The organism is Tychonema sp. LEGE 06208 (assembly GCF_015207505.1).
Classification (GTDB): Bacteria; Cyanobacteriota; Cyanobacteriia; order Cyanobacteriales; family Microcoleaceae; genus Microcoleus.
Window position 1 is genome coordinate 1 of record NZ_JADEWT010000091.1, and the last position, 25,918, is coordinate 25,918.

19 protein-coding genes and 2 pseudogenes are annotated in these 25,918 nt (G+C 46.7%); 10 read left to right on the forward strand and 11 right to left on the reverse strand.

Annotation, left to right across the window (positions count from 1 at the left end; genetic code table 11):
* Positions 1-99: pseudogene (locus tag IQ263_RS20930) on the forward strand (IS630 family transposase); the annotation flags it as partial.
* 51 nt (positions 100-150) lie between these two features.
* On the opposite strand, the pseudogene IQ263_RS20935 reads toward IQ263_RS20930, so the two are convergent.
* The 7 genes and pseudogenes from IQ263_RS20935 to IQ263_RS20965 form a co-directional block, all read right to left on the reverse strand.
* Positions 151-1,362, reverse strand: a pseudogene (locus tag IQ263_RS20935) (RNA-guided endonuclease InsQ/TnpB family protein).
* A 172-nt stretch (positions 1,363-1,534) separates the two neighbouring features.
* Complete coding sequence (locus IQ263_RS20940; RefSeq protein WP_194069937.1) at positions 1,535-2,725, reverse strand: 30S ribosomal protein S1; 1,191 nt, start codon at positions 2,723-2,725, stop codon at positions 1,535-1,537.
* A gap of 267 nt (positions 2,726-2,992) precedes the next feature.
* Positions 2,993-3,550: a transcriptional regulator NrdR gene (gene nrdR, locus IQ263_RS20945; protein ID WP_194009242.1), complete on the reverse strand. Its 558-nt coding sequence runs from the start codon at positions 3,548-3,550 to the stop codon at positions 2,993-2,995.
* Between the two features lie 266 nt (positions 3,551-3,816).
* Positions 3,817-3,912, reverse strand: a complete 96-nt coding sequence (locus IQ263_RS20950; RefSeq protein WP_083622085.1) for a photosystem II reaction center protein T — start codon at positions 3,910-3,912, stop codon at positions 3,817-3,819.
* Positions 3,913-4,055: 143 nt separating this feature from the next.
* Positions 4,056-5,585, reverse strand: a complete 1,530-nt coding sequence (gene psbB, locus IQ263_RS20955; RefSeq protein WP_194069939.1) for a photosystem II chlorophyll-binding protein CP47 — start codon at positions 5,583-5,585, stop codon at positions 4,056-4,058.
* Positions 5,586-5,782: 197 nt separating this feature from the next.
* A complete protein-coding gene (locus tag IQ263_RS20960) occupies positions 5,783-6,112 on the reverse strand; it encodes a hypothetical protein (RefSeq protein WP_194069962.1) in 330 nt (109 codons plus the stop codon).
* 222 nt (positions 6,113-6,334) lie between these two features.
* Positions 6,335-7,987: a site-specific DNA-methyltransferase gene (locus tag IQ263_RS20965; RefSeq protein ID WP_194069941.1), complete on the reverse strand. Its 1,653-nt coding sequence runs from the start codon at positions 7,985-7,987 to the stop codon at positions 6,335-6,337.
* A 179-nt stretch (positions 7,988-8,166) separates the two neighbouring features.
* Here IQ263_RS20965 and mnmG point away from each other — a divergent pair, with 179 nt between their 5' ends.
* Together mnmG and IQ263_RS20975 are read left to right on the forward strand one after the other, a co-directional pair.
* A complete protein-coding gene (mnmG, locus tag IQ263_RS20970; protein WP_194069943.1) occupies positions 8,167-10,083 on the forward strand; it encodes a tRNA uridine-5-carboxymethylaminomethyl(34) synthesis enzyme MnmG in 1,917 nt (638 codons plus the stop codon).
* 283 nt (positions 10,084-10,366) lie between these two features.
* A complete protein-coding gene (locus tag IQ263_RS20975) occupies positions 10,367-10,741 on the forward strand; it encodes a hypothetical protein (protein WP_194069945.1) in 375 nt (124 codons plus the stop codon).
* Between the two features lie 351 nt (positions 10,742-11,092).
* On the opposite strand, the gene mltA is transcribed toward IQ263_RS20975, so the two are convergent.
* Positions 11,093-12,295: a murein transglycosylase A gene (gene mltA, locus IQ263_RS20980; protein ID WP_194069947.1), complete on the reverse strand. Its 1,203-nt coding sequence runs from the start codon at positions 12,293-12,295 to the stop codon at positions 11,093-11,095.
* Positions 12,296-12,308: 13 nt separating this feature from the next.
* Positions 12,309-12,563 carry a hypothetical protein gene (locus IQ263_RS20985; RefSeq protein ID WP_194069949.1) on the reverse strand — a complete coding sequence of 85 codons (255 nt, stop codon included), beginning with the start codon at positions 12,561-12,563 and terminating at the stop codon, positions 12,309-12,311.
* A 678-nt stretch (positions 12,564-13,241) separates the two neighbouring features.
* Here IQ263_RS20985 and carB point away from each other — a divergent pair.
* Positions 13,242-16,553 (forward strand): carbamoyl-phosphate synthase large subunit, encoded by a 3,312-nt coding sequence (gene carB / locus IQ263_RS20990; RefSeq protein WP_194069973.1) that lies wholly within the window; start codon positions 13,242-13,244, stop codon positions 16,551-16,553.
* A 221-nt stretch (positions 16,554-16,774) separates the two neighbouring features.
* Here carB and IQ263_RS20995 read toward each other — a convergent pair whose 3' ends face one another.
* Positions 16,775-17,014, reverse strand: coding sequence for a DUF6737 family protein (locus tag IQ263_RS20995; RefSeq protein WP_194009231.1), 240 nt, complete (start codon positions 17,012-17,014; stop codon positions 16,775-16,777).
* Between the two features lie 53 nt (positions 17,015-17,067).
* On the reverse strand, positions 17,068-17,670 hold the full coding sequence (locus IQ263_RS21000) for a Uma2 family endonuclease (protein ID WP_194069951.1): 603 nt from the start codon (positions 17,668-17,670) through the stop codon (positions 17,068-17,070).
* A gap of 247 nt (positions 17,671-17,917) precedes the next feature.
* On the opposite strand from IQ263_RS21000, the gene IQ263_RS21005 reads away from it, so the two are divergent.
* From IQ263_RS21005 to IQ263_RS21030, 6 genes are all read left to right on the forward strand, one after another.
* Positions 17,918-18,580 (forward strand): vWA domain-containing protein, encoded by a 663-nt coding sequence (locus tag IQ263_RS21005; protein ID WP_194009233.1) that lies wholly within the window; start codon positions 17,918-17,920, stop codon positions 18,578-18,580.
* A gap of 422 nt (positions 18,581-19,002) precedes the next feature.
* Positions 19,003-19,782, forward strand: coding sequence for a PP2C family serine/threonine-protein phosphatase (locus tag IQ263_RS21010; RefSeq protein WP_194069953.1), 780 nt, complete (start codon positions 19,003-19,005; stop codon positions 19,780-19,782).
* 38 nt (positions 19,783-19,820) lie between these two features.
* A complete protein-coding gene (locus IQ263_RS21015) occupies positions 19,821-20,615 on the forward strand; it encodes a hypothetical protein (RefSeq protein WP_194069954.1) in 795 nt (264 codons plus the stop codon).
* Between the two features lie 153 nt (positions 20,616-20,768).
* On the forward strand, positions 20,769-21,461 hold the full coding sequence (locus tag IQ263_RS21020; RefSeq protein WP_194069956.1) for a hypothetical protein: 693 nt from the start codon (positions 20,769-20,771) through the stop codon (positions 21,459-21,461).
* A 563-nt stretch (positions 21,462-22,024) separates the two neighbouring features.
* On the forward strand, positions 22,025-23,776 hold the full coding sequence (locus tag IQ263_RS21025) for an NACHT C-terminal helical domain 2-containing protein (protein ID WP_194069958.1): 1,752 nt from the start codon (positions 22,025-22,027) through the stop codon (positions 23,774-23,776).
* Positions 23,777-23,946: 170 nt separating this feature from the next.
* The coding region (locus IQ263_RS21030; protein WP_194069960.1) for a DNA-binding protein at positions 23,947-25,918 on the forward strand (1,972 nt) is incomplete at its 3' end.

Below are 25,918 nucleotides of genomic sequence, written 5' to 3' on the forward strand. Positions count from 1 at the left end.
GATATTGAACACGATTTTAGTGCCTTAAAGCGAGCCAGAATGTATGCTCCTGCTGGCACATCTTTAGATGAACTTATCTGTGCCTACTGCGCTCAATAGTGTCTCTTTTTTATTTGAAATGACTATAATTCTGTTTTGACACTCCCCAGCCTAAAGGCATGGGGATTCTTCGTTCACAGACCCAACTTGCTCAGACAAGATTGCTCCAGCCTGAGTAGAGGTCGAATCTCCCGAAGCGTTCGGATTTAAAATCCAGGTTCCTACATGACCTGTAGTACCCAAGGCAAAATTCAGGATGTTCCTAGCCGCATTCCAATCTCTATCTAATTCAAGTCCACACTGACAATTGTGTGTCCTCGTAGATAGTGATTTTTTGACAACTGCACCACAGTTAGAACAGTTTTGAGAAGTGTACGCTGGGTTAACGGCTACCGTTATTTTTCCAAGCTTGACTCCAAAATACTCCAACCATTTCCTGAATTGATACCAGCCAGCATCATTAATCGACTTGGCGAGACAATGATTTTTAACTAGGTTTTTAATCCTCAAATCGACCTAAGCAACCAAATCGTTAGATTGGATGACGCAACGCGCTAGTCTTTTAGCGTGTTCTTGACGCTGCCTACTTATTTTGAGGTGTACTCGCCCTAGTCGATTAATGGCTTTCTTTCGATTGGTAGAGCCTTTCTTTGTGCGAGAAACACGTCTCTGTCTAGACTTCAACCGCTTTTGGCTCTTCCTGTAAAATCTGGGGTTTGGCTCGTTATGTCCGTTGCTGTCGGTATAAAACTCTTTGAGTCCAACATCTAAGCCGATTGTCCTACCAGTCGAGTTTGTCTCGACTTGGTGGTCAATCCTGATTACAAATTGGACGTAATAGCCGTCAGCACGTTTAACCAGACGCACCCGCTTGATCTGATCTATTTGGTAGAAGTTTAAATCCCATGTCCCTTTTAGTCTTAACTTGCCAATAGCTTTCTTGTCAGTAAAGACTATTTGTTTGCGTGTCTCAGAAAGCGACCACCCAGAAGTCTTATACTCAACAGAGCGACAGTTCTTTTTAAACTTCGGATAGCCCTTTTGACCGGGAACTTGTCGTTTGCAATTGTCGTAGAACCGAGCAATTGAACTATAAGCCCGCTCGACAGAGCCTTGGCAAGCATGGGAATTTAAAGTCTTGACAAACGGAAATTCAGCCCTTAGCGCTGTGTTGTAGCGATAAAGCTCTTTCTGTCCAACACTTTTGTTGTCCATCCAGTAACGGATGCACTTGTTGCGGACAAATTGAGCGGTTCTAATCGCTTCATTTATTGCTGTATATTGGGTTGCTTTTCCTTTAGCTTTAAATTCCAGAGCGAGCATTTGACGTAGACAAACTCTACGGCAATATTCTAGCACAACAAGTCGCCCTAGAAGAGCGAGGCTTGAAACCCAATTTTCTGGTCAATCGACTGGACAAGATGTATCTGGTAATTGCGAGGTTGAAGCAAAAAAAAGAGGGATTATCCCTCTTTTTGTAACGGTGACTGCGATGTTATTCGACAGTCGCAGCAGGGATTTCCTCCTCTACTGCTTCGGGTGCGGCTTCGGCTGCTGCTTCCTCTACTGCTTCGGGTGCGGCTTCGGGTGCGGCTTCGGCTGCTGCTTCCTCTACTGCTTCGGGTGCGGCTTCGGGTGCGGCTTCGGGTGCGGCTTCGGCTGCGGCTTCGGCTGCTACCTCCGGCACGTCCTCTTCCATTGCTGAGGGTACGTCTTCGAGTATTTCGTCGGAGAGATCCAAGGCATCTGTTGAGTCTGCTGGAATGTCTATGCCTGCTTTAGCTTGCTTTTGAGCGAGCATTTTTTCGCGGAACTTAGCTGCCATTTCCTCAGCTTTTTCATAAACCAATTCGCGATTTTTGACCATCGCGCCCGGTTCGGGTTCCAACTGCTTGGTGGAGAGAGAAATCCGGCCTCTCTCAGCGTCCAAGTCAATGATCATCACTTTCACTTCGTCGTTGACATTGAAGACGCTATGAGGCGTATCGATGTGATCGTGCGAAATTTCTGAGATGTGCAGCAAGCCGCTGACTCCGCCGATGTCGATAAAGGCACCGTAGGGCTTGATGCCACGCACTGTACCGATGACGACTTCCCCGACTTCGAGGCGGTTCATCTTCCGTTCGACTAAGGCGCGACGGTGGCTCAACACTAGGCGGTTGCGGTCTTCGTCTACCTCTAAGAATTTTAATGGTAATTCTTCGGCGACTAATTCTTCCTTCGGTTTGCGGGTACTGATGTGAGAACCGGGAATAAAGCCTCGCAACCCTTCAATTCTGACGAGTGCGCCGCCGCGGTTGGTGGCAAATACTTGCGATCGCACCGTGGCATCTTCTGCTTGCAGTTGTCGCACTCTTTCCCAGGCCCGCATATACTCGATGCGCCGGATGGACAGGGTTAATTGTCCGTCTTCATTTTCATCGGTGAGGATGAAAAATTCTCTGGTTTCGTTTGATTGCAATACCTCTTCAGGGCTTTCCACTCGATTGATCGACATTTCCTGAATGGGAATGTACGCTGCTGTTTTAGCACCGATATCAATCAGAGCGCCCCTGGGTTCTATACTAAAAACTGTACCGGCTACTACATCGCCCGGGCTAAAGTGATAGTCATATTTATCAAGTAGGGCTGCAAAATCTTCGTGAGTAAAGCCGATGTCTTTGACTGTGGTTTTGAGATTGACCATGCGAATAGTTTCCTAGGATTTCTCTCCTTCATGTTTTTCGTTTGTGCCGGCAAATATGAGAGATTTTGGTGAAAAAGCGGTTAACTTCTTGCAAAATCTTTTACTAAAGTCAGTTTTTGCTAACTTTTGCCTGGTGCAACTTTGCATCCGGGCTTGCCACTGCTATTGGTGCAAACTCTACGTTAAAACGTTTAATCGTAACATTCAGAGTCAAGTAAATCATTATAACTTACCTGCATACTGCTTTATAAATTAATTTAAGGGAGTTTAGCTGCCAGTAGCGCAGGATGCGGGGCTTTCTCGATCGACTCGATCGCCATCGAGGGAATCTGCGTCAAAATCAGGCTGATTTTCTGGCTCTAGAGCTTCGTTGAGCGGATTTTGAAGGTGATTTAGGGTATCTACAAAATCTCTGATACCTCGAAACTGCCGATATACTGAGGCAAAGCGCACGTAAGCGACTTCGCTCAGGGGTCGCAGGTGCAACAATACCAGTTCCCCAATTTCTGAGCTGGCGAGTTCTCGGATCGATCGACCTTGGAGTTGCGCTTCAATTTCTTCTGCCAGAGTTTCTAGCTGCCCGGAGGACAAACCAGTTTTTTCGCAGGCCCGAACCAGTCCCCTGACTAATTTTGACCTGTCAAAAGATTCGCGCTTGCCGTCCCGCTTGATCACTGTAATCGGCACAAATTCTATGCGTTCGTAAGTTGTAAAGCGGTGCTGGCATCTCAAACACTCGCGCCGCCGACGGATGCTTTGACCTGATTCGGCTGAACGCGATTCGAGAACGCGACTATTTGTATGTTGGCAGGAGGAACAGCGCATGATTGCTGATTTTAACAGGCGTTGCCAGCAAATTGCCATTCATCTGACCGCGCGGTTAGATGAATGACTGGACTAGAAAAATGACTCGGCACTCCGGCAGTGAGTTTATGTGTCAACTAGAGCTAAAACCTAGTATCAGTCTACTGTTTGATGACTAGAGCCGATTCCCGCTTAGTATGCCAGGGGATCGATACTGGGCTATAAACGAGAGATACAAAGGTTTTTAGGCCGTTGTTGACACCCCTTGACCTCCGCCGTAGGGCTAATTATTTGCCGATCCGGGGTGGTTCCCGAAAGGCGATCGCAAAAAATAGTACACCTAAAGCTAAAGCCAGAATCAAAATGTAAGCAACGCTTTCCATGTTAAATTTTCCCTATCTTCCCTTGCCGTCTTATTTTATCTTAATTGCTGGTTTTATTTTTAACTAAAAAAACCCGGTTTCTTCAAGAAACCGGGTTTTTTGTACCGGGGAAGTTTCCGGCGTGCCCGTGGGGCTGGCGAAAACTAGATAGATTCTTCTCTTCTTGTGGTCACGTCGCCCAGTTTTTGGAACAAGCCCCACTCGACTTGTTCTTCGAGGTCAGCCTCAACTCCAGCAAACACGTCGCGGAAGATTGTCCGAGAACCGTGCCAGATATGGCCGAAGAAGAACAACAAAGCAAAGCAAGCGTGTCCGAAAGTGAACCAACCGCGAGTCGAAGTGCGGTAAACACCGTCAGACTTCAAGGTTTCGCGATCGAATTCAAAGAGTTCGCCCTTTTGGGAGGCGAGAGCAAACCTTTTCACATCTAGAGGATTATTAAAGGTTTGACCGTCAAATTCGCCACCATAAAAGCTGACAGTAACTCCTGTTTGTTCAAAGCTGTATTTTGATTCAGCACGGCGGAAGGGGATGTCAGCGCGAACGACTCCATCTTTGTCCGTCAAAACGACTGGGAAAGTTTCAAAGAAGTTCGGGAGGCGGCGCACCGACAATACCCGACCTTCACTGTCAGTAAATACTGCATGGCCGAGCCAGGTTTTGGCGATACCGTCACCGTTGACCATCGGGCCAGCGCGGAACAAACCGCCTTTAGCCGGAGAGTTGCCCACGTAGTCGTAGAAAGCCAATTTTTCGGGAATTTGCTCGTAAGCTTGTTGGAAGCTTTGGCCGGAGGCTAAGCTAGCTTGGGCTCTGCGATCGATTTCTTGTTGGAAATAGTTGCTGTCCCACTGATAGCGAGTAGGGCCAAAAAGTTCGATCGGAGTAGCAGCAGAACCGTACCACATCGTACCCGCAACCACAAAGGCCGCGAAGAACACAGCAGCGATACTGCTAGAAAGTACAGTTTCGATATTCCCCATCCGCAGGGCTTTGTAAAGACGTTCCGGCGGCCGCACGCTCAAGTGGAACAAACCGGCAATTACGCCGACTACGCCCGCTGCAATGTGGTGAGCCACGATGCCACCCGGATTGAACGGATCGAAGCCTTCAGGGCCCCAAGCAGGCGCCACTGGCTGGACGTGACCGGTCAGGCCGTAGGGGTCGGACACCCACATTCCTGGGCCGAAAAGTCCCGAAAGGTGAAATGCGCCGAAGCCGAAGCAGAGCAAGCCGGAGAGGAACAGGTGAATGCCAAACATTTTTGGCAAGTCGAGGGCGGGTTCGCCGGTGCGGGAGTCTCTGAAGAGTTCCAAGTCCCAGAATACCCAGTGCCAGACTGCTGCTAAGAACAGTAAACCCGAGAGGATGATGTGAGCGATCGCAACGCCTTCAAAAGACCAGAAGCCAGGATCGACGTTACCTTGGCCCGTGACGCTCCAACCGTTCCAAGAACCGATGACTCCCAAGCGAGTCATGAAGGGCAGCACGAACATCCCTTGACGCCACATCGGGTTCAGAACTGGGTCTGAGGGATCGAAAATTGCTAGTTCGTAAAGGGCCATCGAGCCGGCCCAACCTGCCACGAGGGCAGTGTGCATTAAGTGTACAGAAATCAATCGGCCTGGGTCATTTAAGACGACTGTGTGTACGCGATACCAGGGTAGTCCCATTGACTGCGGTTCTCCAAGGTGTAAGTGATGATGTCATTTTGACGGAAAATTCAGATTTTCCATCCCGAGCGGTGATGTCCGGGGTTTAAATTCTGCCTTTTGCCGAATCCTTTCTACCTTCACAGGAGGAGGTATAAAAATGAAAGTTATTTAAAGAAGTGTATCGAGTGTTAGAACCGATTGCAATATGTTCGACATTACATTAATTGTGGGCTATCGATCCAGCAGCGGGCGGCGATCGCCCCGAGGCGTTCGAGAACTTGCTCGGCATCGATGAGTCTGGTAAGGGTGACGTTGCCAATATTTTTTCCTGGATCTGCCGGATCTAGAGGGGTTCCGGGCTGGACTTCTACCATGAGTACAGCGTCTTCTACGCGGTAGAGCCACATTTTTTCATTTCGATCCGAAAGACAGAGGTTGAGCTGTTGGATATCCGGCTGTCGTCTCCAGGCGGCGGCTGTCCACTCGCCACCAACCCCCCAGACGCGCCCGACTTTCCAGCCGTCGGATAAGAAAAAATATTTCACTTGTGTACGCTTGAGATTTTGTTGTCTAACATAGCGCAAAATTGCCACAGTAGGGAATTGTTGAACCGCGAAGACGCGAAGGCCACGAAGGAAGAGTAGAGAAGAGGAGTGAAGAGAATAGTAGTCCTGGACTCATTTAGACATAATTCTGTCATTCTGAGTGAAACGAAGAATCTCAAAGCTTTGCAGCAGCACAGTCCGTAACTCCTCTATCACTATTTTCTAAATGTCTAGTTCTAACTGTTTCGATTTAACTTCCATTTGTTTTTCGGCTGACTTCACTACTTCAAAACTCAGGCGAACATCGAGCCTTTTTTTCTGTTCTAACATTTCCCTAATAGTAACAATTTGTATTTTATCGGAACTTTGATTCATATATTTGCTTTGATATATTCCGGCTGATTTGGCAGTTTTAATCATGTCCTTAGTTGGGTCTTTTAAACTGATAAAAATGCCAAGCGCCGCTTGTTCGAGGGTAATTGTTCCTTGCAAATCACGGATGTCTCCTGATTGCACCTTCCCTGACTTGACTTGCACGATAATCTTTTCTGGTTCATCTTTGTCACCTTGAAAGTAAGCAATGCCATCTATTCCCTTATCTGCACCTTTCTTGGCGTTAATAGTTGCCCGATTATTAGTATAGGTAAGCACAGCCCATTTTTCAAATTCTTTGCGAGTGCGATCGTCTTTTTTGTTAGCAAGGGCAACTGCTGCTTCCATGTCTTTAGGAATGCCATTTAACTTAAGTTGTTCAAGTACACCTTTCCCAAAGGAATCCTCAAGGCGTTTGAGAATCAAACTAATACTTTGATAAGTAATGTCAATTCCGATCCATTGGCGGTTGAGGCGTTGAGAGGCGCAGACGGTAGTACCGCAACCGCAATAAGCATCTAAAACTACATCACCTTCATCGCTGCTAACTTGAATAATTCTCTCTAAAATAGCTAAAGGCTTTTGTGTGGGATAGCCAAGTCTTTCTGCTGACTGTGACTGAATGGGTTTGATATCATCCCAAATATTCTGCAATGGCGTACCTGACATTTCATCCAGATAGCGTTTGTATCGTGGTACTGTTCCCGGTTTAGTCTGAATTACTCGCCCTTCAGCAATTAACTGATTCATCTTTTCCTGACTGTAACGCCAGTAACGCTTAACGCCCATAACTTCATAGTAAGGATTGCCTTTTGCTTCACCGCCAGGACCAGTCAGGTTGTCAAGTTGATACCGTCGCCCATCAGCATCAGTATGTTTATAAAAGCTTGTTACATAGTCTTGAGTGTAGGCTAGAAATTGAGTATTAAATTTATAATCTTTACTTTTACTATAGTATAAAATCACATCAGTAATATTTCCGTAGGCTTTGCGGCCTTGTTTAGTATCGCTGTGAGCATTTGTCCGCTTCCAGACAATTTCATTGATAAAATCTCCCCCCTGGGGACAAAAAATTGCATCTAATACTAATTTTAAATAGTGACTAACTGTAGAATCGCAATGTAGATAAAAGCTACCAGTAGGTTTTAAGACTCGATGAATTTCAGCTACTCGCAAAGTCATGTGAACCAAATATGCGAATAAACTACCTTTGCTTAAGACTTTTGTTAAACCCGCTATTAAATCAATACTTTGTGATGTAAATTTACCTTGGTAATTTTCCAAGATTTCAGCTAAACCCTGATTTGCATAATCGTCCCAAGTCCAAGTGTCAATAAAAGCTTGTGCTTGGGCTTGGTCTTCCTTGCCAATATTGTTGTAAATTTGGTTGTAGTTGCGTTTTGAGTTAAAAGGCGGGTCAATGTAGCACAAATCTACTGATTCGTCTTTGATGTGTCTGCGTAGGACATCAAGATTGTCACCGTAAAATAGTTGATTTACCATTTTCGCTATTTCCTTTAAATGGCTGGTATAACTGCTGCTGATCTCTGTATTTGACGACATATTTTGAATTATACTATATAATGGTATCCACTAAACAAGCTCCCGGATTAATTACTTCCCAGACTCAAGACGGAATTAATCCTTCAATTTAAAATCTAAAATCTAAAATCTAAAATCGAATGACCGCACAAACCACAGTACAATTCCAAGATAGTTTCGACATCATCGTAGTTGGTGCCGGCCACTCCGGCTGCGAAGCCGCCCTCGCCACTTCTCGCCTCGGATGTCGCACGCTTTTACTCACCCTCAATCTCGACAAAATTGCGTGGCAACCATGCAATCCGGCTGTCGGCGGGCCCGCGAAAACTCAACTTACTAACGAAGTGGATGCCTTGAGCGGCGAAATCGGTAAAATGGCCGATCGCACTTATCTGCAAAAGCGCGTCCTCAACGCTTCGAGAGGCCCCGCAGTTTGGGCTCTCAGAGCACAGACAGACAAGCGGGAATACGCCGCCGTGATGAACAATATTGTCGAAAATCAAGAGAACTTGACCGTCCGCGAAGCGATGGTTACAGACTTAGTTTTGGGCAAAAATGAAGAAATTATCGGCGTTGAAACATACTTCGGCGTTGCCTTTGAATGCAAAGCCGTAATTCTCACCACTGGAACTTTTTTAGGTGGCACAATTTGGGTTGGCAATAAGTCGATGCCGGCCGGACGTGCCGGAGAATTTGCCGCCGTCGGTTTGACAGAAACTCTCAACCGTTTGGGCTTTGAAACTGGCAGGTTGAAAACAGGAACTCCGGCAAGAGTTGACAAGCGGACTCTCGATTACACCAACATGGAACCGCAGCCGGGAGATGCAGAAGTTCGTTGGTTTAGTTTCGATCCTGAAGTTTGGGTGGAACGGGAACAAATGCCTTGTTACCTAACTCGAACTACGCCAGAAACTCACCAGTTAATTAGAGACAATTTGCACCTTTCTCCGGTTTACGGCGGCTGGGTTGATGCGAAGGGGCCGCGCTATTGTCCGAGTATTGAAGATAAGATTGTCCGGTTTGCGGATAAGGAAAGCCACCAGATTTTTATTGAACCGGAAGGTAGGGATATTCCTGAACTTTATATCCAAGGTTTTTCGACTGGTTTACCGGAAAGTTTGCAATTGCAAATGCTGCGGACTCTTCCTGGTTTGGAAAAGTGCGAGATGATGCGCCCTGCTTATGCTGTGGAGTACGATTATTTGCCGGCAACTCAGTGCTTTCCGACGCTGATGACTAAGAAGATTGAAGGGCTATTTTGCGCGGGTCAGGTGAACGGTACGACTGGCTATGAAGAGGCGGCGGCACAGGGGATTGTGGCGGGGATTAATGCGGCTAGATTCGCGAAAAATCAGGAGATGATTGTGTTTCCTCGCGAGCAAAGTTATATCGGGACTTTGATCGATGATTTGTGTACGAAGGATTTGCGGGAACCTTACCGGATGCTGACTTCGCGATCGGAATATCGGTTATTATTGCGATCGGACAATGCAGATCAACGCTTGACTCCGCTCGGACGGGAAATCGGTTTAATTTGCGATCGCCGTTGGGAGTTATTTGAGCGCAAACAAGCTAATATTATCGCGGAAAAAGCCCGTTTGTACTCGACTCGCGTCAAAGAACACGACGAGCTGGGGAAGAAGATTTTGGCCGATACTCAACAAGCGATTAAAGGTTCAATTACTCTCGCTGATTTGCTGCGCCGTCCCGGTTTTCATTATGTCGATTTGGAACGTTACAATTTAGGTGATTCCAGTCTAGAATTAGCCGAGAAAAATGCTGTAGAAATTGACCTCAAATATTCCGGTTATTTGCAAAGACAGCAAAATCAAATTGATGACATTGCCAAACACGAACGCCGTCAACTGCCGGGGGATTTGGATTATATGGCAATTACAACTCTCTCGAAGGAGTCGCGGGAAAAGTTGACTAAAATTCGGCCGCTGACTATTGGCCAAGCTGCGAGAATTGGCGGGGTTAATCCGGCTGATGTCAATGCTTTGTTGATTTATCTGGAAGTGCGAAATCGCCAGCAGCCGGCTGCTGTGGGAAATTGAATTAATAAAACCCAAAAATTGCTCGGCTTTGTCTTAATTGTTGGTTAAATGGTACGCGATTTCGGCAGGGAAACGGCGCTGGGTTCTTTTATTGAGCGTGCGAGCGTCCCCGATCGCGTATTGTACTCGCGATCGAGGACAGCACTATAAATGCACAACTGAGATGCTCCCAGGAGGTTTTATTGGCGAGTTTAATTTAATCCATCTACCCGAAGCAAAAGCAACTGGTTAGATATGGTAAAATATGACCGATCTTGATTAAGCTAACAAACCAAAATTGGTCATGAACTATGATGAGATCGCTGGCTTGTGTCAGCAGCTTGGATACAGGGAGAAGTTGCGTTTAGCTCAAATGCTGATCCAGCTAGCCAGAAAAGAAGAGGAAAATCAAAACCCCCAACATCGAATTGCAGGGAATTGGAAAGAATCCTCACCAATTCAAAATAACTCTGATATAATTCAATATGTTTTTGAAAGGATTATCAAGTTAAAGCCAACCAGAAGAAGTACCCTTCAGAATTCGATCCATGCTATGTTTCAGTTTCAAGGTGGTATTTCTGAGGTTGAACAAGAAAGAATTATCGTGGATCTTCAACGGTTACAATACATACGCATTGATGAAAATAATAAAGTGACGTATTTAAAGAAAAGTCCGTGACTGTTTGAGGATCTAAAACTTAATAACTTAACCACTTCCTACACTCCTTTCTCATGTAAGTGGCGAGATAGAAGGAGGTAAAGCCTCTGGTTCTGTATTACCAGGCAGAGTCTGGTAATATAAATTCCGGTTGCACTCCTCATGATGTTAACTGTTAACAGTCAACAGTGAATTTACTATTCCGATGAAGAGAGGATTTGATATAACGAGCAATCAAGATTCGTGACAGGCGGAAAAATTCGTGAAAAACCCGGTTTCTTGGGTTTTTGCCTCGCGCGGCGCAGTCAGAAACCGGGTTTTTTGTTAGCATCGGGAGGAACGATCGCAATTACGCACGAAAGCCGAATTAATCTACTTTAAAAGCGGATAATACAGTTCTCCTGTTGAGTTGATATAACCCGCGCGATCGCCCGCCAAATTTCCGGTTCCCATAAATACATCAACTCTCCCCGCGCCTTTAATTGCACCGCCGGTATCCTGATCCAAAACATACCGATTCACGGCATTTTGTTCGAGTTTTCCCGCCGCATTGGGATAAGGCAATTTGGTGCTAATTAATGCTAGCGCGCCGGGGGGCATTAAAGCTTTATCTGTGGCGATCGATCTTTCGGCAGTTACCGGCACTCCGATGCTGCCAGTCGGCAGTGCTCCGTTAGTGTCCCGGAAGAACACAAAGCTTTGATTTTTCGGCAAATACTTGTCCATCTCTGCCGGAAAACTGGTGAAATATGCGGTTAGTTTCGGCAATGTTAACTCCTCTAAAGTAAACTTGCCGTCCTTAACTAATTCTCGCCCTACTCCTGTATAATTGCGACTGGTTTTACCTGCGAAACCGACTGTCATCTCGCCGCCTTCTGCTAGCTGCAATCTTGCGGAACCTTGGACTTGCACGAGAAATGCTTGGAATCGATCGCGCAACCAAACTAATTCTAATCCCCGCAGCAATCCTTTGCTTCCCTGCAAAGCATCTGCACCTTCCAATTCCAATCTAGTCGGGTGAGGTTTCGACCAAGAACCGAGGTTTGGCGGCACTCGGTACAGGGGATAACGGTATTCGGAATTAGGCGTGCGAGATGCTGCATAAGTCGGCTCGAAATAACCGGTAAATGCCACTGTTCCTTTGCCGTCTTTGCCGCTCGATTTGTAAAAAACAAATTCTCGCTTGACAGATTCTTGGAGTTGTGCTGGTGTAGTGGAACTGACTACTAATTGGCGGAACCGATCGAGGGAACGGCGGACTCGATCGCGCGTAATTCCCGAAACTGGGTAGCGGCTGTAAGCACTGGCGGCGGCTGATGTATTGAGATAGCGGAGGCTGTTGTCGATCGACCTTAACAGCAATTGGCGATCGCCCGGTTGGCCATTTTCGCCCCAGATTTGAGCGTCAAGCCCGATCGACTCCAACTCGGTCGCCTGCAATTGATTTATACTAACTGGTTGCAGCGACGGAACTGCAACGGCGGGCACCGAAAAAGCGATCGCCAAAATACAACACGCGATCGTCAATAATTGATAGCGAACAATCTTGATCAATTTCCAATTTTCCCCAATCATTTAATAATTTTGCTTATTCCTCGTATCGTTCGATACTAGAACTAAATAGCGGTTCTACCCGAATTCCGAGAATGCTGCTAGGCCGAATTACCATGTATTCGCCTTGAATATTTTTGATCGGGACATTGACAAATTCTGACGAATCTTGTTTGGGAACCAGACTTTTATACCACTGTTGAAAATCTTGCAGGGTTGCAAAACGGATTTCTTCGCGGTGGCCGCCCTCAAGCAGCAGGTGCACTGAATATTCGCTAGGAGTTCTAGGCATATCTGTGTTTGAGATTTTGGATTTCAAGCTTTGGGAACGATTTTATATTTTACCTCTTACTCGGCGCATTCCCCGATCTAAGCAGATTCGATGGAGCCAGAGGAGAGGGCTGGCGGCGGCTTCCTTGCTTCGGTTGCGCGGTACAAGTCGCGGGCGAGGCTAGAGAGATGGCAAACTGGTAGGGTGCGCCCGCATACCGATTGACTGTGTACCTGGAGAGTGATAGCGGTGCGCCCCCACACCCTACTAGCATCGGTGAAATTTGTAGGCTGCGCCGATTAAGGTGTCAGCAAAATTTAATAATTCAGGACGCCTTGCACACCGAAACCTGGTTTCTGACTAGCCCTGCTGGCGCAACTCGCGCGATCGATCTCGCACCAGAAACCGATTGTGTATTTTAGAACACGATTCGACCGCAACACTTAAAATAGTCTGGATTTAGCGATCGACTGCACCATTTTCCCATCAATATTTCTCGTTAGCTGGCAGTATCAGCCAACCGCAGTCGCGAGGTTTCGCTTCCAAAATGCTGATAATGGTGCACAATTTCAAATTAACAACAAAACTTGCGCTGTTTTGAGTAAGCTTTTGGTGGAACAGCTCAAAAAGCCTGTTTCTAAGAGCGATGCAAAATATCAAATGTATCCTCAATCTCGTCCAATTACCAATTACGAACCTATGCCCCGTCGCCAAGACTTAAAAAAGATTCTTCTCATTGGTTCCGGCCCAATTGTCATTGGCCAAGCGTGCGAATTTGACTATTCGGGGACGCAAGCTTGCAAAGCTTTGCGAGAAGAAGGTTATGAAGTAGTGTTGGTGAATTCCAACCCGGCCACAATTATGACCGATCCCGAAACGGCCGATCGCATTTACATCGAACCTCTAACCCCAGCCATCCTAGAACAAATCATCGCCCAAGAAAGACCCCAAGCAATTTTACCGACAATGGGCGGTCAAACTGCACTAAATTTAGCCGTTGCCGTCGCTAAAAATGGCGTTTTGGAAAAATACAGCGTCGAGTTAATTGGTGCTAAATTGCCAGCCATTGAAATGGCAGAAGACAGGCTGTTATTTAAGGAAGCGATGGCGCGAATCGGTGTCGCAGTTTGTCCTTCGGGAATTGCCAACAATCTCGACGAAGCCAAAGCAATCGGCCACCAAATCGGCAGTTATCCGTTAATTATCCGTCCGGCTTTTACAATGGGCGGCACGGGAGGCGGCATTTCTTACAATCAAGAAGAGTTTGAAGAAATGGCCCAAGGTGGTATTGATGCGAGTCCGGTGTCGCAAATTTTGATCGAACAATCTTTGATCGGTTGGAAAGAGTACGAACTGGAAGTGATGCGGGATTTGGCAGATAATGTAGTGATTATTTGCTCGATCGAAAATCTCGACCCGATGGGCGTGCACACTGGCGATTCAATCACCGTCGCACCGGCTCAAACTCTCACCGACAAAGAATATCAGCGCCTGCGGGATGCTTCGATTAAAATTATCCGCGAAATCGGAGTTGAAACTGGCGGTTCTAACATTCAATTTGCCGTCAATCCAGTCAACGGAGATTTCATCGTCATTGAAATGAACCCCCGGGTTTCCCGTTCCTCCGCCTTGGCCTCAAAAGCAACCGGTTTCCCGATCGCCAAAATGGCTGCAAAATTAGCCGTAGGTTACACCTTAGACGAAATTTCCAACGATATTACCAAGAAAACTCCCGCGTCTTTTGAGCCGACAATTGACTACGTAGTGACGAAAATTCCCCGATTTGCTTTTGAAAAATTCCCCGGTTCGGAACCGACTCTGACAACGCAAATGAAGTCAGTGGGAGAGGTAATGGCGATCGGGCGCAGCTTCAACGAATCTTTCCAAAAAGCGCTGCGGGGACTAGAAACCGGCCGCGCAGGCTTCGGGTGCGACAAACCGGAAAAATTGCCGAGTTTGGAACAAATTCGCGCCGGATTGCGGACACCAAATCCCGATCGCATTTTTACAGTTCGCCACGGGATGATGATGGGAATGTCGGTGGAAGATATCTTTGAACTCACAGCAATCGATCCCTGGTTTTTGGATAAAATGCAGGAATTGTTGGAAGCAGAGAAGTTCTTGAAACGAACAACGCTCAAGCAGTTGACAAAAGAGACAATGTTTGAAGTAAAGCAGTTGGGATTTAGCGATCGCCAAATTGCTTACGCCACCAAAACATCGGAAGATCAAGTCCGCGCCTACCGCAAAGAATTGGGCGTAGTGCCGATTTACAAAACAGTCGATACCTGCGCCGCGGAATTTGAAGCATTCACACCTTATTACTATTCCACCTACGAAGCGGGAGCGGCAATTTGGGAACAGGGCGATGAAGAAAAGAAAATTTCACCTGTCGGTCACAGTCTCGCACCGGAGTCGGAAGTTTTGCCTTCTACTAAGCGAAAAGTGATGATTTTAGGCGGCGGGCCGAACCGCATCGGACAGGGAATTGAGTTTGATTACTGTTGCTGTCACGCTGCTTATTCCCTAGGCGAGGACGGGTTTGAGACAATTATGGTCAACTCGAACCCGGAGACAGTTTCTACAGATTACGATACGAGCGATCGCCTGTATTTTGAACCGCTAACTAAAGAGGATGTTCTTAATATTATTGAGGCGGAAAATCCCGAAGGAGTAATCATTCAATTTGGCGGACAAACGCCGTTAAAATTGGCGATTCCTTTACAAAAAGCTCTCGAAAATCATCCCGACGTACAAACAAAAATTTGGGGTACTTCGCCGGATTCTATCGATACTGCTGAAGATAGGGAGCGATTTGAAAAAATTCTGCGACAGTTGGATATTCAGCAAGCGGCTAACGGTTTGGCGCGCAGTTTTGAGGATGCTTTAATCGTCGCTCAACGCATCGGTTATCCGGTGGTGGTGCGGCCGAGTTACGTGTTGGGCGGGCGAGCAATGGAAATTGTTTATTCCGATACGGAATTGGAACGTTACATGACCTACGCGGTGCTGGTAGAACCGGAGCATCCGATTTTAATTGACAAGTTCTTGGAAAATGCGATCGAGGTAGATGTAGATGCGATCGCCGATATGACCGGCAATGTGACGATCGGCGGTATTATGGAACACATCGAAGAAGCGGGAATCCACTCCGGCGACTCGGCTTGTTCCATCCCTTACCAAACCCTTTCTGAGAAAGCGGTAGAAACAATTCGCCGCCAGACAGTGGAACTAGCAAAAGCCCTGAAAGTGATCGGGTTGATGAACATTCAATTTGCTGTCCAAGGCGAAGAAGTTTTCATTTTAGAAGCTAATCCACGGGCTTCTCGCACAGTACCTTTTGTGTCAAAAGCGATCGGAGTTCCCCTAGCAAAAATCGCATCGCGAGTCATGTCCGGCCAAACTCTAGAAGCTTTAGGTTTTACTAAAGAGATCGTACCAATTCACGTTTCTGTGAAAGAGGCGGTGCTACCGTTTGCTAAGTTTCCGGGAACTGATACTTTGTTAGGGCCAGAAATGCGATCGACTGGCGAAGTCATGGGGATTGACACAGATTTTGGCAAAGCATATGCCAAAGCTCAACTCGGTGCGGGACAAGTGATGCCGTTATTCGGAGTCGTGCTGGTTTCAATGTGCGATCGCGATAAACTAGCAGTGGTACCGGTTGTGAAGGAATTCTTAGAATTAGGTTTCAAAGTAGTAGCAACTCACGGAACGCGCAAAGTTTTGCGAGAGCAAGGTTTAGATGTATATTTGGAATTGAAACTGCACGAAGGGCGGCCAAATTTGTTGGATTCGATCAAAAATGAAAAAATCCAACTAATTATCACCACACCTTCCGGCGAAGAATCCCGCGCCGACGGAACCTTTATCCGCCGCACAGCTTTGAGTTACAAAATCCCGATTATTACCACAATCGCCGGTGCCAAAGCCACAGCAGCGGGAATTCGATCGCTCAAATCCAACCCGATGAAAGTGAAAGCAATTCAAGACTATTACCCGCAAGCGTAGAGTTATTGTAGGGCGCGAAACACTGTTCGATCGTTAGGCCATCGATCTCCCTGGCGCCCCCTTCTTAAGGGGAGACAAGAAATGCTCAAATTCTCTCTGATTGAAGGGGAGATAGGAAAGGCTCAAATTCCCCCTTTTTAAGGGGGATTTAGGGGGATCGAGACTTTGCTATAAATTTAGTGTAATTATGGGCGCACCCACAAACAGCGCACCACCAAAACCTAATCTGAATGAGAATCTAAAGCACCGCTAGACACCATCAACTTCGGCCAAACCAACAAGAAAAACCCCATCCAAGCCAATAAAGGAATCGCGACTAAAACAGTTATCCAAACAGTTTTTAACACAAACCAACTACCGCCAATCAGACTCGTGCCAGTCAAAAGAATCGACCAAGGCTGACACCACCAAGGTTTGTAGTCCCAAGCACTAATAGCTTTTTTTTCAGAAACAGATTTCATATTTTCAGTAATTTTGTATAGATTGGCGATCGGGCTATCTAGAGGAAACCAATTTAAACGTTCATCACCTCTTCTGCTGTCAGCGTTAATTCAGGAAAAGTCCGCGATACAATTCGTTCGCTGCCTTTGAACGCACTTCTTTGATAGTTGCCCTCTGCATCCAAAAGGTGAACAAATACAGTTGGAACTTTGGGATTTCCCAGAAATTCCCTACTACCAATTGCTAAGTAATCGACAATCCAATACTCAGGAATTCCGAGGCGCTGGTACTCGTCCAGTTTGTCGATATAATCGTCATCCCAATTTGTTGATGTTACCTCCACCGCCAATTGAATTGGTTCCCGCAACGCAGCATAAGCAGAACGGTTCGATCGCCATAAATCGATCTCGATTACGCTGACATCCGGTCTCCGCCCTTGTTCAACACCGGCTTTACTTACAGTTTTGATAACGGCTGTATTGTTGACCACATAATTCAAATTCAATCGCCGAATTTCATCGTTGAAGTCAAATAACAAGACATTAGCAACATCATCATGATTTCTGGTGGAATTCATTTCTACAATTTCTCCATTGACCAGTTCATAGCGTCCATCTTCTGGACATTCTACAAGGAATTGGTCAAAGGTTAATTTTTTCGTGACTGTTGCAATCATAAGATTTATCCTTATTTTGCAGTAATACTATTAGTCTACATTACCACAGGCAGGAATGAATTTGTTTTTTTGATCGCAGATATCCAATTCTACAATCAAAAATATACAATCAAAAATCTCAAATCGATTCAGGTAAATGGTAAAATACGATCGCCAGCCGGCAGATTGAGTTAAATATGTCACCTACTGGCTAGGGTAGAAAGTAACAAACCTAGAAATCAAGCCACTCCAAGGTCAACCCCGAACCATGAGACTAGACGAAGCTGTTGAATTTGCCGAAAACCCAGAGCCGCGCTGTCCCTGCGTTTTGCTGCTGGACACCTCCGGCTCCATGCAAGGCGCAGCCATAGATGCCTTGAATGAGGGGCTGGAAGTTTTTAGGAATGACCTAATTAAAGACGAACTAGCTAAAAAGCGAGTTGAAGTCGCGATTATTTCCTTTGACAATAATATCAAAGTCGTGCAAGACTTCGTGACCGCCGACCAGTTCGAGACACCGCTGCTGACAGCCCAAGGACAAACCCACATGGGCGCGGGCATTCAGCTCGCACTAGATACCATTGCCGCCCGCAAATCCGAATACCGCAACAACGGCATCACTTACTACCGCCCGTGGGTATTTATGATTACCGACGGCGAACCTCAAGGCGAATCAGATGATGTTGTGGAAATAGCAGCACAGCGAATTAAAGAGGAAGAAACGAACAAGCGCGTGGCATTTTTTGCTGTCGGAGTTGAAGGTGCTAATATCTCCCGTCTCGCAGAAATTGTCGATCGCACTCCTGTAAAATTGAAAGGATTAGACTTTCGAGAGATGTTCATTTGGCTGTCGGCTAGTATGCAGAGAGTTTCTCACTCAAAAATTGACGAACAGGTAGCACTGCCGCCGCCCGGATGGGGAACTGTTTAGTTAGTTGTTAGTTGTTAGTTGTTAGTTGTTAGTTGTTGGTTGTTGGTTGTTAGTTGTTAGTTGTTGATTGTTAGTTGTTAGTTGTTGATTGTTAGTTGTTAGGGCTCATTAGTTAATAATAGTAATAGATTCTTAAGGAATCTCTCTACAAAATGAACACAAACTAATAATTGATGAGACAGATTGTAAAGCAGAGATCCGAACTCAGGATTTTTTTTGATTCTTTTATGGAATAGTTCAATCTAAATTGCTGCTTGATTCTCATAGCCAATAACCAATAACCCACAACTAACAACTAATAACCAATAACCAACAACCAAAACCCACAACTAACAACCAAAACCCACAACTAACAACCAATAACCAATAACTGTTGACTAATGACTGTTGACTAATGACCACAGACTAATAACTAATGACTGATGACTAACGAATCTGAACTATTGAGTAATTGGCAAGTTGTAGCGGCATCCGTGACGGGTACTAGCCACGAAAAACGATCGCAGCCCTGTCAAGATGCCCACTGCTGGCGCGTCTTGGCCAACGGTGTTTTGGTAGCAGCAGTTGCTGACGGCGCGGGCTCGGCTGCACTGGCAGAAGTTGGGGCAAAAATTGCTGTAGAAGCGGTTGTCGAAATGATTTGTCAACAGGATTTGCAGCCTGAGAATGACGGCGAATGGCAGGTATTTTTGACAGCTTCTCTGCAAGTCGCGCGGGCCCAGGTGGAAGCAGAAGCGGCTGTGCGGGAAGTGCCGGCGAGGGATTTGGCTTGCACTTTAATTGCGGTTGTGGCGACGCCGGAATTAATCGCAGTTGCTCAAATTGGTGACGGTGCGGCGGTTGCGGGTGACAGTGAGGGAAATGCGATCGCCCTTACTGTACCTCCCTGCGGCGAATATATCAACGAAACCATCTTTTTGGTTTCGCCAAATGCGATCGAAACAGCGCAATTTCAGGTAATGCGGCAACCGCTGCGGCACTTAGCTGTGTTTTCCGACGGCTTGCAAATGCTAGCTCTCAAAATCCCCGAAGGTACGCCCCACAAGCCGTTTTTTACGCCGTTGTTTCGGTTTTCGGGCGAAGTAAAAGAAGAGTCAGATGCGAAACAGCAGTTAGAGTCATTTTTGCGATCGCCTCGTGTGTGCGATCGCACCGATGATGACTTAACATTATTGTTAGCAACTTTTTCGAGCAATGTCTAGTCTGTTCAAATCTACTTACAAAAAGCGGAGCAAAAATTATGACATATCCACGAATTAGTGCCCCAAGCTTGTTGCGAGAAACATTTGCTGTTGTGGGATCTGTATACCCAGATCTGTTGAGGATCAACTCTCCCCATTTGATATGGTTCGTGCTGAATACTTTTGGGCCAGATGCCCTCAATCGCATCATTGAGATCATTGACACAAGTTTCTCCGAACATCCGGGCGCCGGAACTTTTTCGGTGAAGCCTATCTACTTTTGGTTGGGGACAGTTCCTTTCTTGATCTACTGGTTGGTGGCAGTTCCTTTATTGTGGGGAGCTACTACTTTCTACACTTATCGAAGTTTGACAAAAAACCAAGTAACTGCGAGCGATGCTTTTATTCAAGCAAAAAGAAGATTTCTACCACTCCTTTTGGTTTATTTCCTGTCTGTGGGGCTGCTTTTCGCGATTAGGTGGTTCTTGTGGTCTTTTGTTTGGGTAAGCTTCCTAGTACCAATAATAATAATTCCTGCGCTTTATGTGTTATACCCCTTAATATTTTCAGCTTATGCTACCGTCATTGATAACTCTTCGGTGCCGGACAGTTTGGGCAGTAGTTGGAAATTAACTAAAGGGCGTTGGTGGTTGATATTTCGCTCAAATTTACTGATGGCTTTTGTGTTTTTTGTGCCAGCCATATTGATTTCTGGATTAATCGGTTCAACATTGGGGAATTTGCTAGCATCTCAGCTTGTGGGTCAGGTACTCGGATTGATAGCCGCAGTGTTGATAAATGTTTATTTGGTTTTATTGTACAAGGCTCTGCGGAAATCGGCAGGAACTATTTAATAGACATCTCCTCAAAGAAAGTTAAAGGATGCAGGATACCTGCGCCACCAACAATTGTTCGAGATGTTTAACGATCGGCGAAAATTGGGTGCGGTTCTATAATAAAATCGAGGTGTCAACAATTCTGGTTTAATCTGTACAGTAGGTCGTCACTTGCAAGCACAAGATATTAAGGATAAGCTCAACTCCCTAATTAGCGCAGCAGATCGAATAGATCCGAGTTTGGCGAGAAGATTGGATGAAATCAATCGCTGGGTGAAAGATGTTAAACCCGGTTCGCTAACTGCTAAGAAATTTGTGATGGCTTTTTTGCTGCAGCTTATCCGAGATTCTCAGGTTTGGCTGGCGGTTCAATCTCTACCTTCGGAAATAGAAAAACAAGCGGCGTTTGAGTTAATGACTCCGGGAGAAAGATATTGGTACGGTTATTTATTTCCTAAATGGCTGAGGGAATCCGATCGCAAATTTTTCATCTGGAAACAAAAACTCAAGGCTGGTGAATTCGATCCGGCTGACGATCTAGTGATTCGGGCGATCGCATCCCGGATTGTCGAACGCCAAGGCAGTTTTTTGTATCGCTATGTTGCCGATCTTTCTATGGCAACTGATTCGATCGTTAGCAACCGCCAACAGCAGCCCCTCTGCATTCAAGTCACTACTCTTTCTGATGAGTTTTCGGAACAAAAATATCAAAAATGGCAACAAACTCTTCAAGATTGGGGGATTGACAGAGGATTATTTTTAAGTTATGATAGAAACGATGCAAATTTCCTGAACCAGTTAGTTAACATTGCATTATATAATAGTGATAATTTGCCCCCAGGTCGTTACCTGAAGTTCCCGTAAATCTACCAAATCTGCTGCTGAGAATAGTTCGACTCCTAAAAACTCGGTGAAGAAGAAATTTTGAATTGCCTCATATATTCCACAACTCTAGACGGTCAAAATCTAAGCCTCAGTTCGCTTCTCTTGTCCGGGAAGACTGCGCCAAGATTTTTCCTCCCATTTTCTGTTTCCGGGAGGGGTATTCTGCCAGACTGCGGCCACAGGCATAGCTGTCAATTTAATGTCAAACTTAGTATGGGTCTGCTGTTTGATTATTAGGTCTTGGATCGCCCTGGCCCCTCCAATCTATCGGGGGGACAAGAGTTTTTTATTGCGTCCTCCACTTAAGGGGGATTGAGGGGGATCGAGATTCGGGTATAAACGAAAAATACAAAGGTTTTTAAGCGATTGTTGACATCATGAAGGGCAACAGGCTATCGATACGAATGCTAAGCAACGGGAAGATTTACCGCAGCAATCAATAGCGGTATGGTTCCTAATTTGCACCCTAAGAAAGATAGAGATTTGATTGTATCGCAGTGAAATTGTTGGACATAAAATCAAATTACATCAAAATCAATACTATGACAGTACAAGGTACAAGCACCGTTGAAAGCAACTTGCAAAAAGTCTTGGAAGAACTGGAAGCAGCCAGGAAAATGCAGGATGATTGGATGGATCGCGGGGTAGATTTTGTTGATTTGTACGTGGAAGATGCAGGCGGTGATTGGTTGGAAAAATGGGATGAATGTGAAAAAGAATTAAAACAGATAAAAATTCAAAAGGTAGATGTTGAAGCAGTCAAAGCAGCGATCGACCTGCAGGACTTCGGGCAAACCGAACTGCTGGAAATTGCCTTGACTAGCCGCTGGCAGCTAGGCAACAAGTGCGATCGCCAAACAGGGAAAGAGGTGAAGCAGCAACGGCTGTCACTCCTAGGCGGAGCGATTTTTGATGCTGTTGTTACCGACTACCTGTACCGCACCTATCCCGATCTGAACTGCGATTATATAGCAACGCTAAAAAGTCGTTTAGCAGACAAAAAAAAAATTGCCGAATCAGCACAAAATTTAAAATTGAGCGAATTTTGTCGGGCTGTCGGTAACTGTAAAGAAACAGACAATAGCGAGTACAATAATTTTTTGTCTCAGACTTTTGAGGCATTGTTTGGGGCGATTTACTTGGAGTTCGATCGCAATTTTTACCGTGCGGGTAAATGGCTGATTGAACGATCGATCGAAACAACTCTCAGCCAGCATATCGACCTAACTCAGCGCCCCGAAAGCGCGCCAGAGAACGAACTAAAGCGGCGGGAAATCCTGGGTGCGGCGATTCTAGAGGCGATCGCGATCGACTATCTGTACAACCGCTTTCCCGAACGTAACAGCAGCCAGCTAACTCACTGGAAAAATCTGTTAGCCGCCAAAGAGATTTTCCCCAAAGACTTTAAGGCAAAATTAGGCAGTCATTACTTGGAATTGGACAGCAATTTCTCGCGTACCCGCGACTGGTTGGTGGATAATTTTATCAAAACTGCAGTTGACGAACTAATAGAGGAAACCGACACTCAACCAGAATATCTGATTGACAGTGCCAACCCGGAATCGCTACCAGAATTTGTCAGCCGCATTGCAGACAAAAAGTGGAAAAATGAATTTTTGAGAGTCGCCGGCATTTTGCAACCTGCTGACGAACTTGTGCTGCTAATGCAAGAAAAAATTGACAGTATGGCAGCTAAAGATCAAACCTTGCAGCAGTTGCTAATCTGGGCTAATCAGAAGTCGGTGTTAGTGGGAAATAATTTGAATAAAGGGGAAATTCGGGCTTTTTATGTAGCCTTGGTTTGTGTCTTAGATTTGACTTTGACTCGCGTCCTCGAACCAAGTCTCGATTTTGATAAATCGAAATTTTGCAAGTTGCGAAATTGTTTGGCAAAAGCGGGACAAGATGTGGAATTTGCGGAGAATATCGGGATGCGAAAACTGGAATTTGACGAGGATTTGACTGGTGTATTGGTGGGGATATTGGGGCTGAATATTGAACCGGAACTCAAACAACTGCTGCAACAATTTCAGCATCAGATGCCAGATTTGCAAAATTGGAAAAAGTGGCGGAAAGAGTGCGGCAAAAGTTGGCTGGCAAAATTTAAGAGCGCGATCGGCTACAATTTAGATTTTCGCCCCCAACAAAAAACCTTGCTGAAACAGTATTACTACGCCTACAACTTGCTGGTGGAATGCCTCAACACCGATAATTGTCAGGTGACACCCGCCGTCAAACAAAAAATTGAGGATAAGATGTTATTGTCCGTGGATTTGAAGCTGATTCACGTCTAATTTGCATGGGAGGGGCGAGACACCCTTCCCACGAACAACCACAATAAAATTGGTTCGATCGTTCGGACTTCAGTCCGGATCCAAGGACGCTTCTGTACCACTACCGCAAATCTAAAATCTAAAATCTAAAATCTAAAATCTACTAATCCTCTATCCCCTAACGGAATTCTATGCAGTTGCAGCGCCAATTTAGCGGACAACTGATTGCGATCGACAGCAACAGCGCGATCGCCAGCGGCGGTGAAGGTCGCATCTACCCGATCGCCCAAGATCCATCCCTAGTAGCAAAAATCTACCACAAACCGACAGACGAAGACGGCGACAAACTCACAGTCATGTTCAGTATGCCGCCGGATGCGCCGATCGCCGAACCGGGACACGCCTCAATAGCTTGGCCAGTCGATTTGCTGCATACTGTCGGCGGGCGCGAAAAAATCGTCGGTTTTGTGATGCCGCGCGTCAAGAAAGTGATGCCAATACACACTTTCTACACTCCCAAAACCAGGCGCGAACAAAAACCGCTATTTAGCTATCTTTACCTCCACCGCACCGCCCGAAATCTCGCCTCGGCGGTAAACGCCCTCCACGTCAGGGGTTACGTCATCGGCGATGTGAACGAGTCGAACATTCTCGTGACGGATACGGCTTTGGTAACGCTGGTAGACACCGATTCGTTTCAAGTGCGCGATCCTTATACGGGTTACGTTTATCGGTGTCCCGTGGGGAAGCCGGAGTTTACGCCACCGGAATTGCAGGGCCAGACTTTCCGCGATATCGATCGAGCCCCAGAGCACGATTTGTTCGGTTTAGCGGTGCTAATTTTTCAATTGCTGATGGAAGGTACGCACCCGTTTTCGGGGGTTTATCTCGGTAGCGATGAACCGCCGCCTTTGGAAGCGAGAATTCGATCGGGCCATTTCCCCAACGGTACCAAACGGATACCCTACCGCCCGATGCCCGCAGCGCCGCCCTTCGATATGCTGCAGCCGAGGCTGCGACAGATGTTTATCCGCTGTTTTGAGGAAGGACACCTCAATCCGGCGGCGCGCCCGGATGCGAAAACTTGGGTGAATGCGATTCGGGAAGCGGAAGATGCTTTAGTTACTTGCAGCAAAAACTCTCAGCATAAATACGGAAATCATTTGAGTCGGTGTCCTTGGTGCGATCGGGCAAAACTCCTCAAAGGCCGCGATCCGTTTCCTTCGCGACAAGCAGTCAACAACGGATTGCACTTGCAGCCCGCCAAAACCAAGCGTAAAAAGCCCCAACCCACAGCGCCTGTGAGGGACACCGCACCGCGCCGTCAATACTCCTCAACGGGGCTGCCGCGCCAACTAGGCCAGTACGCAGTGCCACTGTTACCGATGCCGATGTCTTCTCGGAGTAGGACTCCTGCGGCGAGGGCTCCGGTGGGCAATTTGGAGCGTATTGTTCGGGATGCGGCTTGGGGTGGTGTTTGGGGTACTTTGTGTTTGGCGGCGGCGGCGGGGGTTTTTTCGGCTGTGGCCCAGGGCGGCGGCGCGATTTTGGGGGCGATTTTTGTCGGTTCGATTTGGGGAAGTTTTTTTGGGATGATTTGGGGGATTTTTACTTTGCCGCCGAACCAGATTTGGCGGAAGTGGGGAGGGGTTTTGGTGGGGACTCTGTGGGGGGCTTTCTTTTTGGCTGCGATCGGCGGTGCGGTGTTTGGGGTGATGAGTGAAAATCCGGCGATCGGGCAGGGGATTTTGTCCGGTGCGGGGGTTGGTATGGTGTGGGGCTTTGTTTGGACTGTTTGCAAGCCTCCTCTGGCGATGCCTGTCGGGAGGACGTGGGGCCGGCGGGGAGCGTATTTGGGAGCGGTTTGGGGAGCGTTTGCGGGTACTGTGGCTGGTATTTTGTTGGGGGCTGGCCTGGTGGTTTGGCAGCAATATAGCGGGCCGGTGCGATCGGTGAACGAGTTTGCGAGTTTGTTGCTGGCTGTGGCGATCGTGGCGGCGGGTGTGGGTGCTGTTGGGGGTGTGGTTTCTGGTAGTTTGTTGGGTGTTTGCGGGTTTTCGCCGAAGCTGCCGGTGTCGTTTCAGCCTTCGGGTTGGAGGGGTGGAACTTTGGGGGCGATTTGGGGCAGTTTTTTGGGGACTTTTGCGGGTGCTGTGTTGGGGG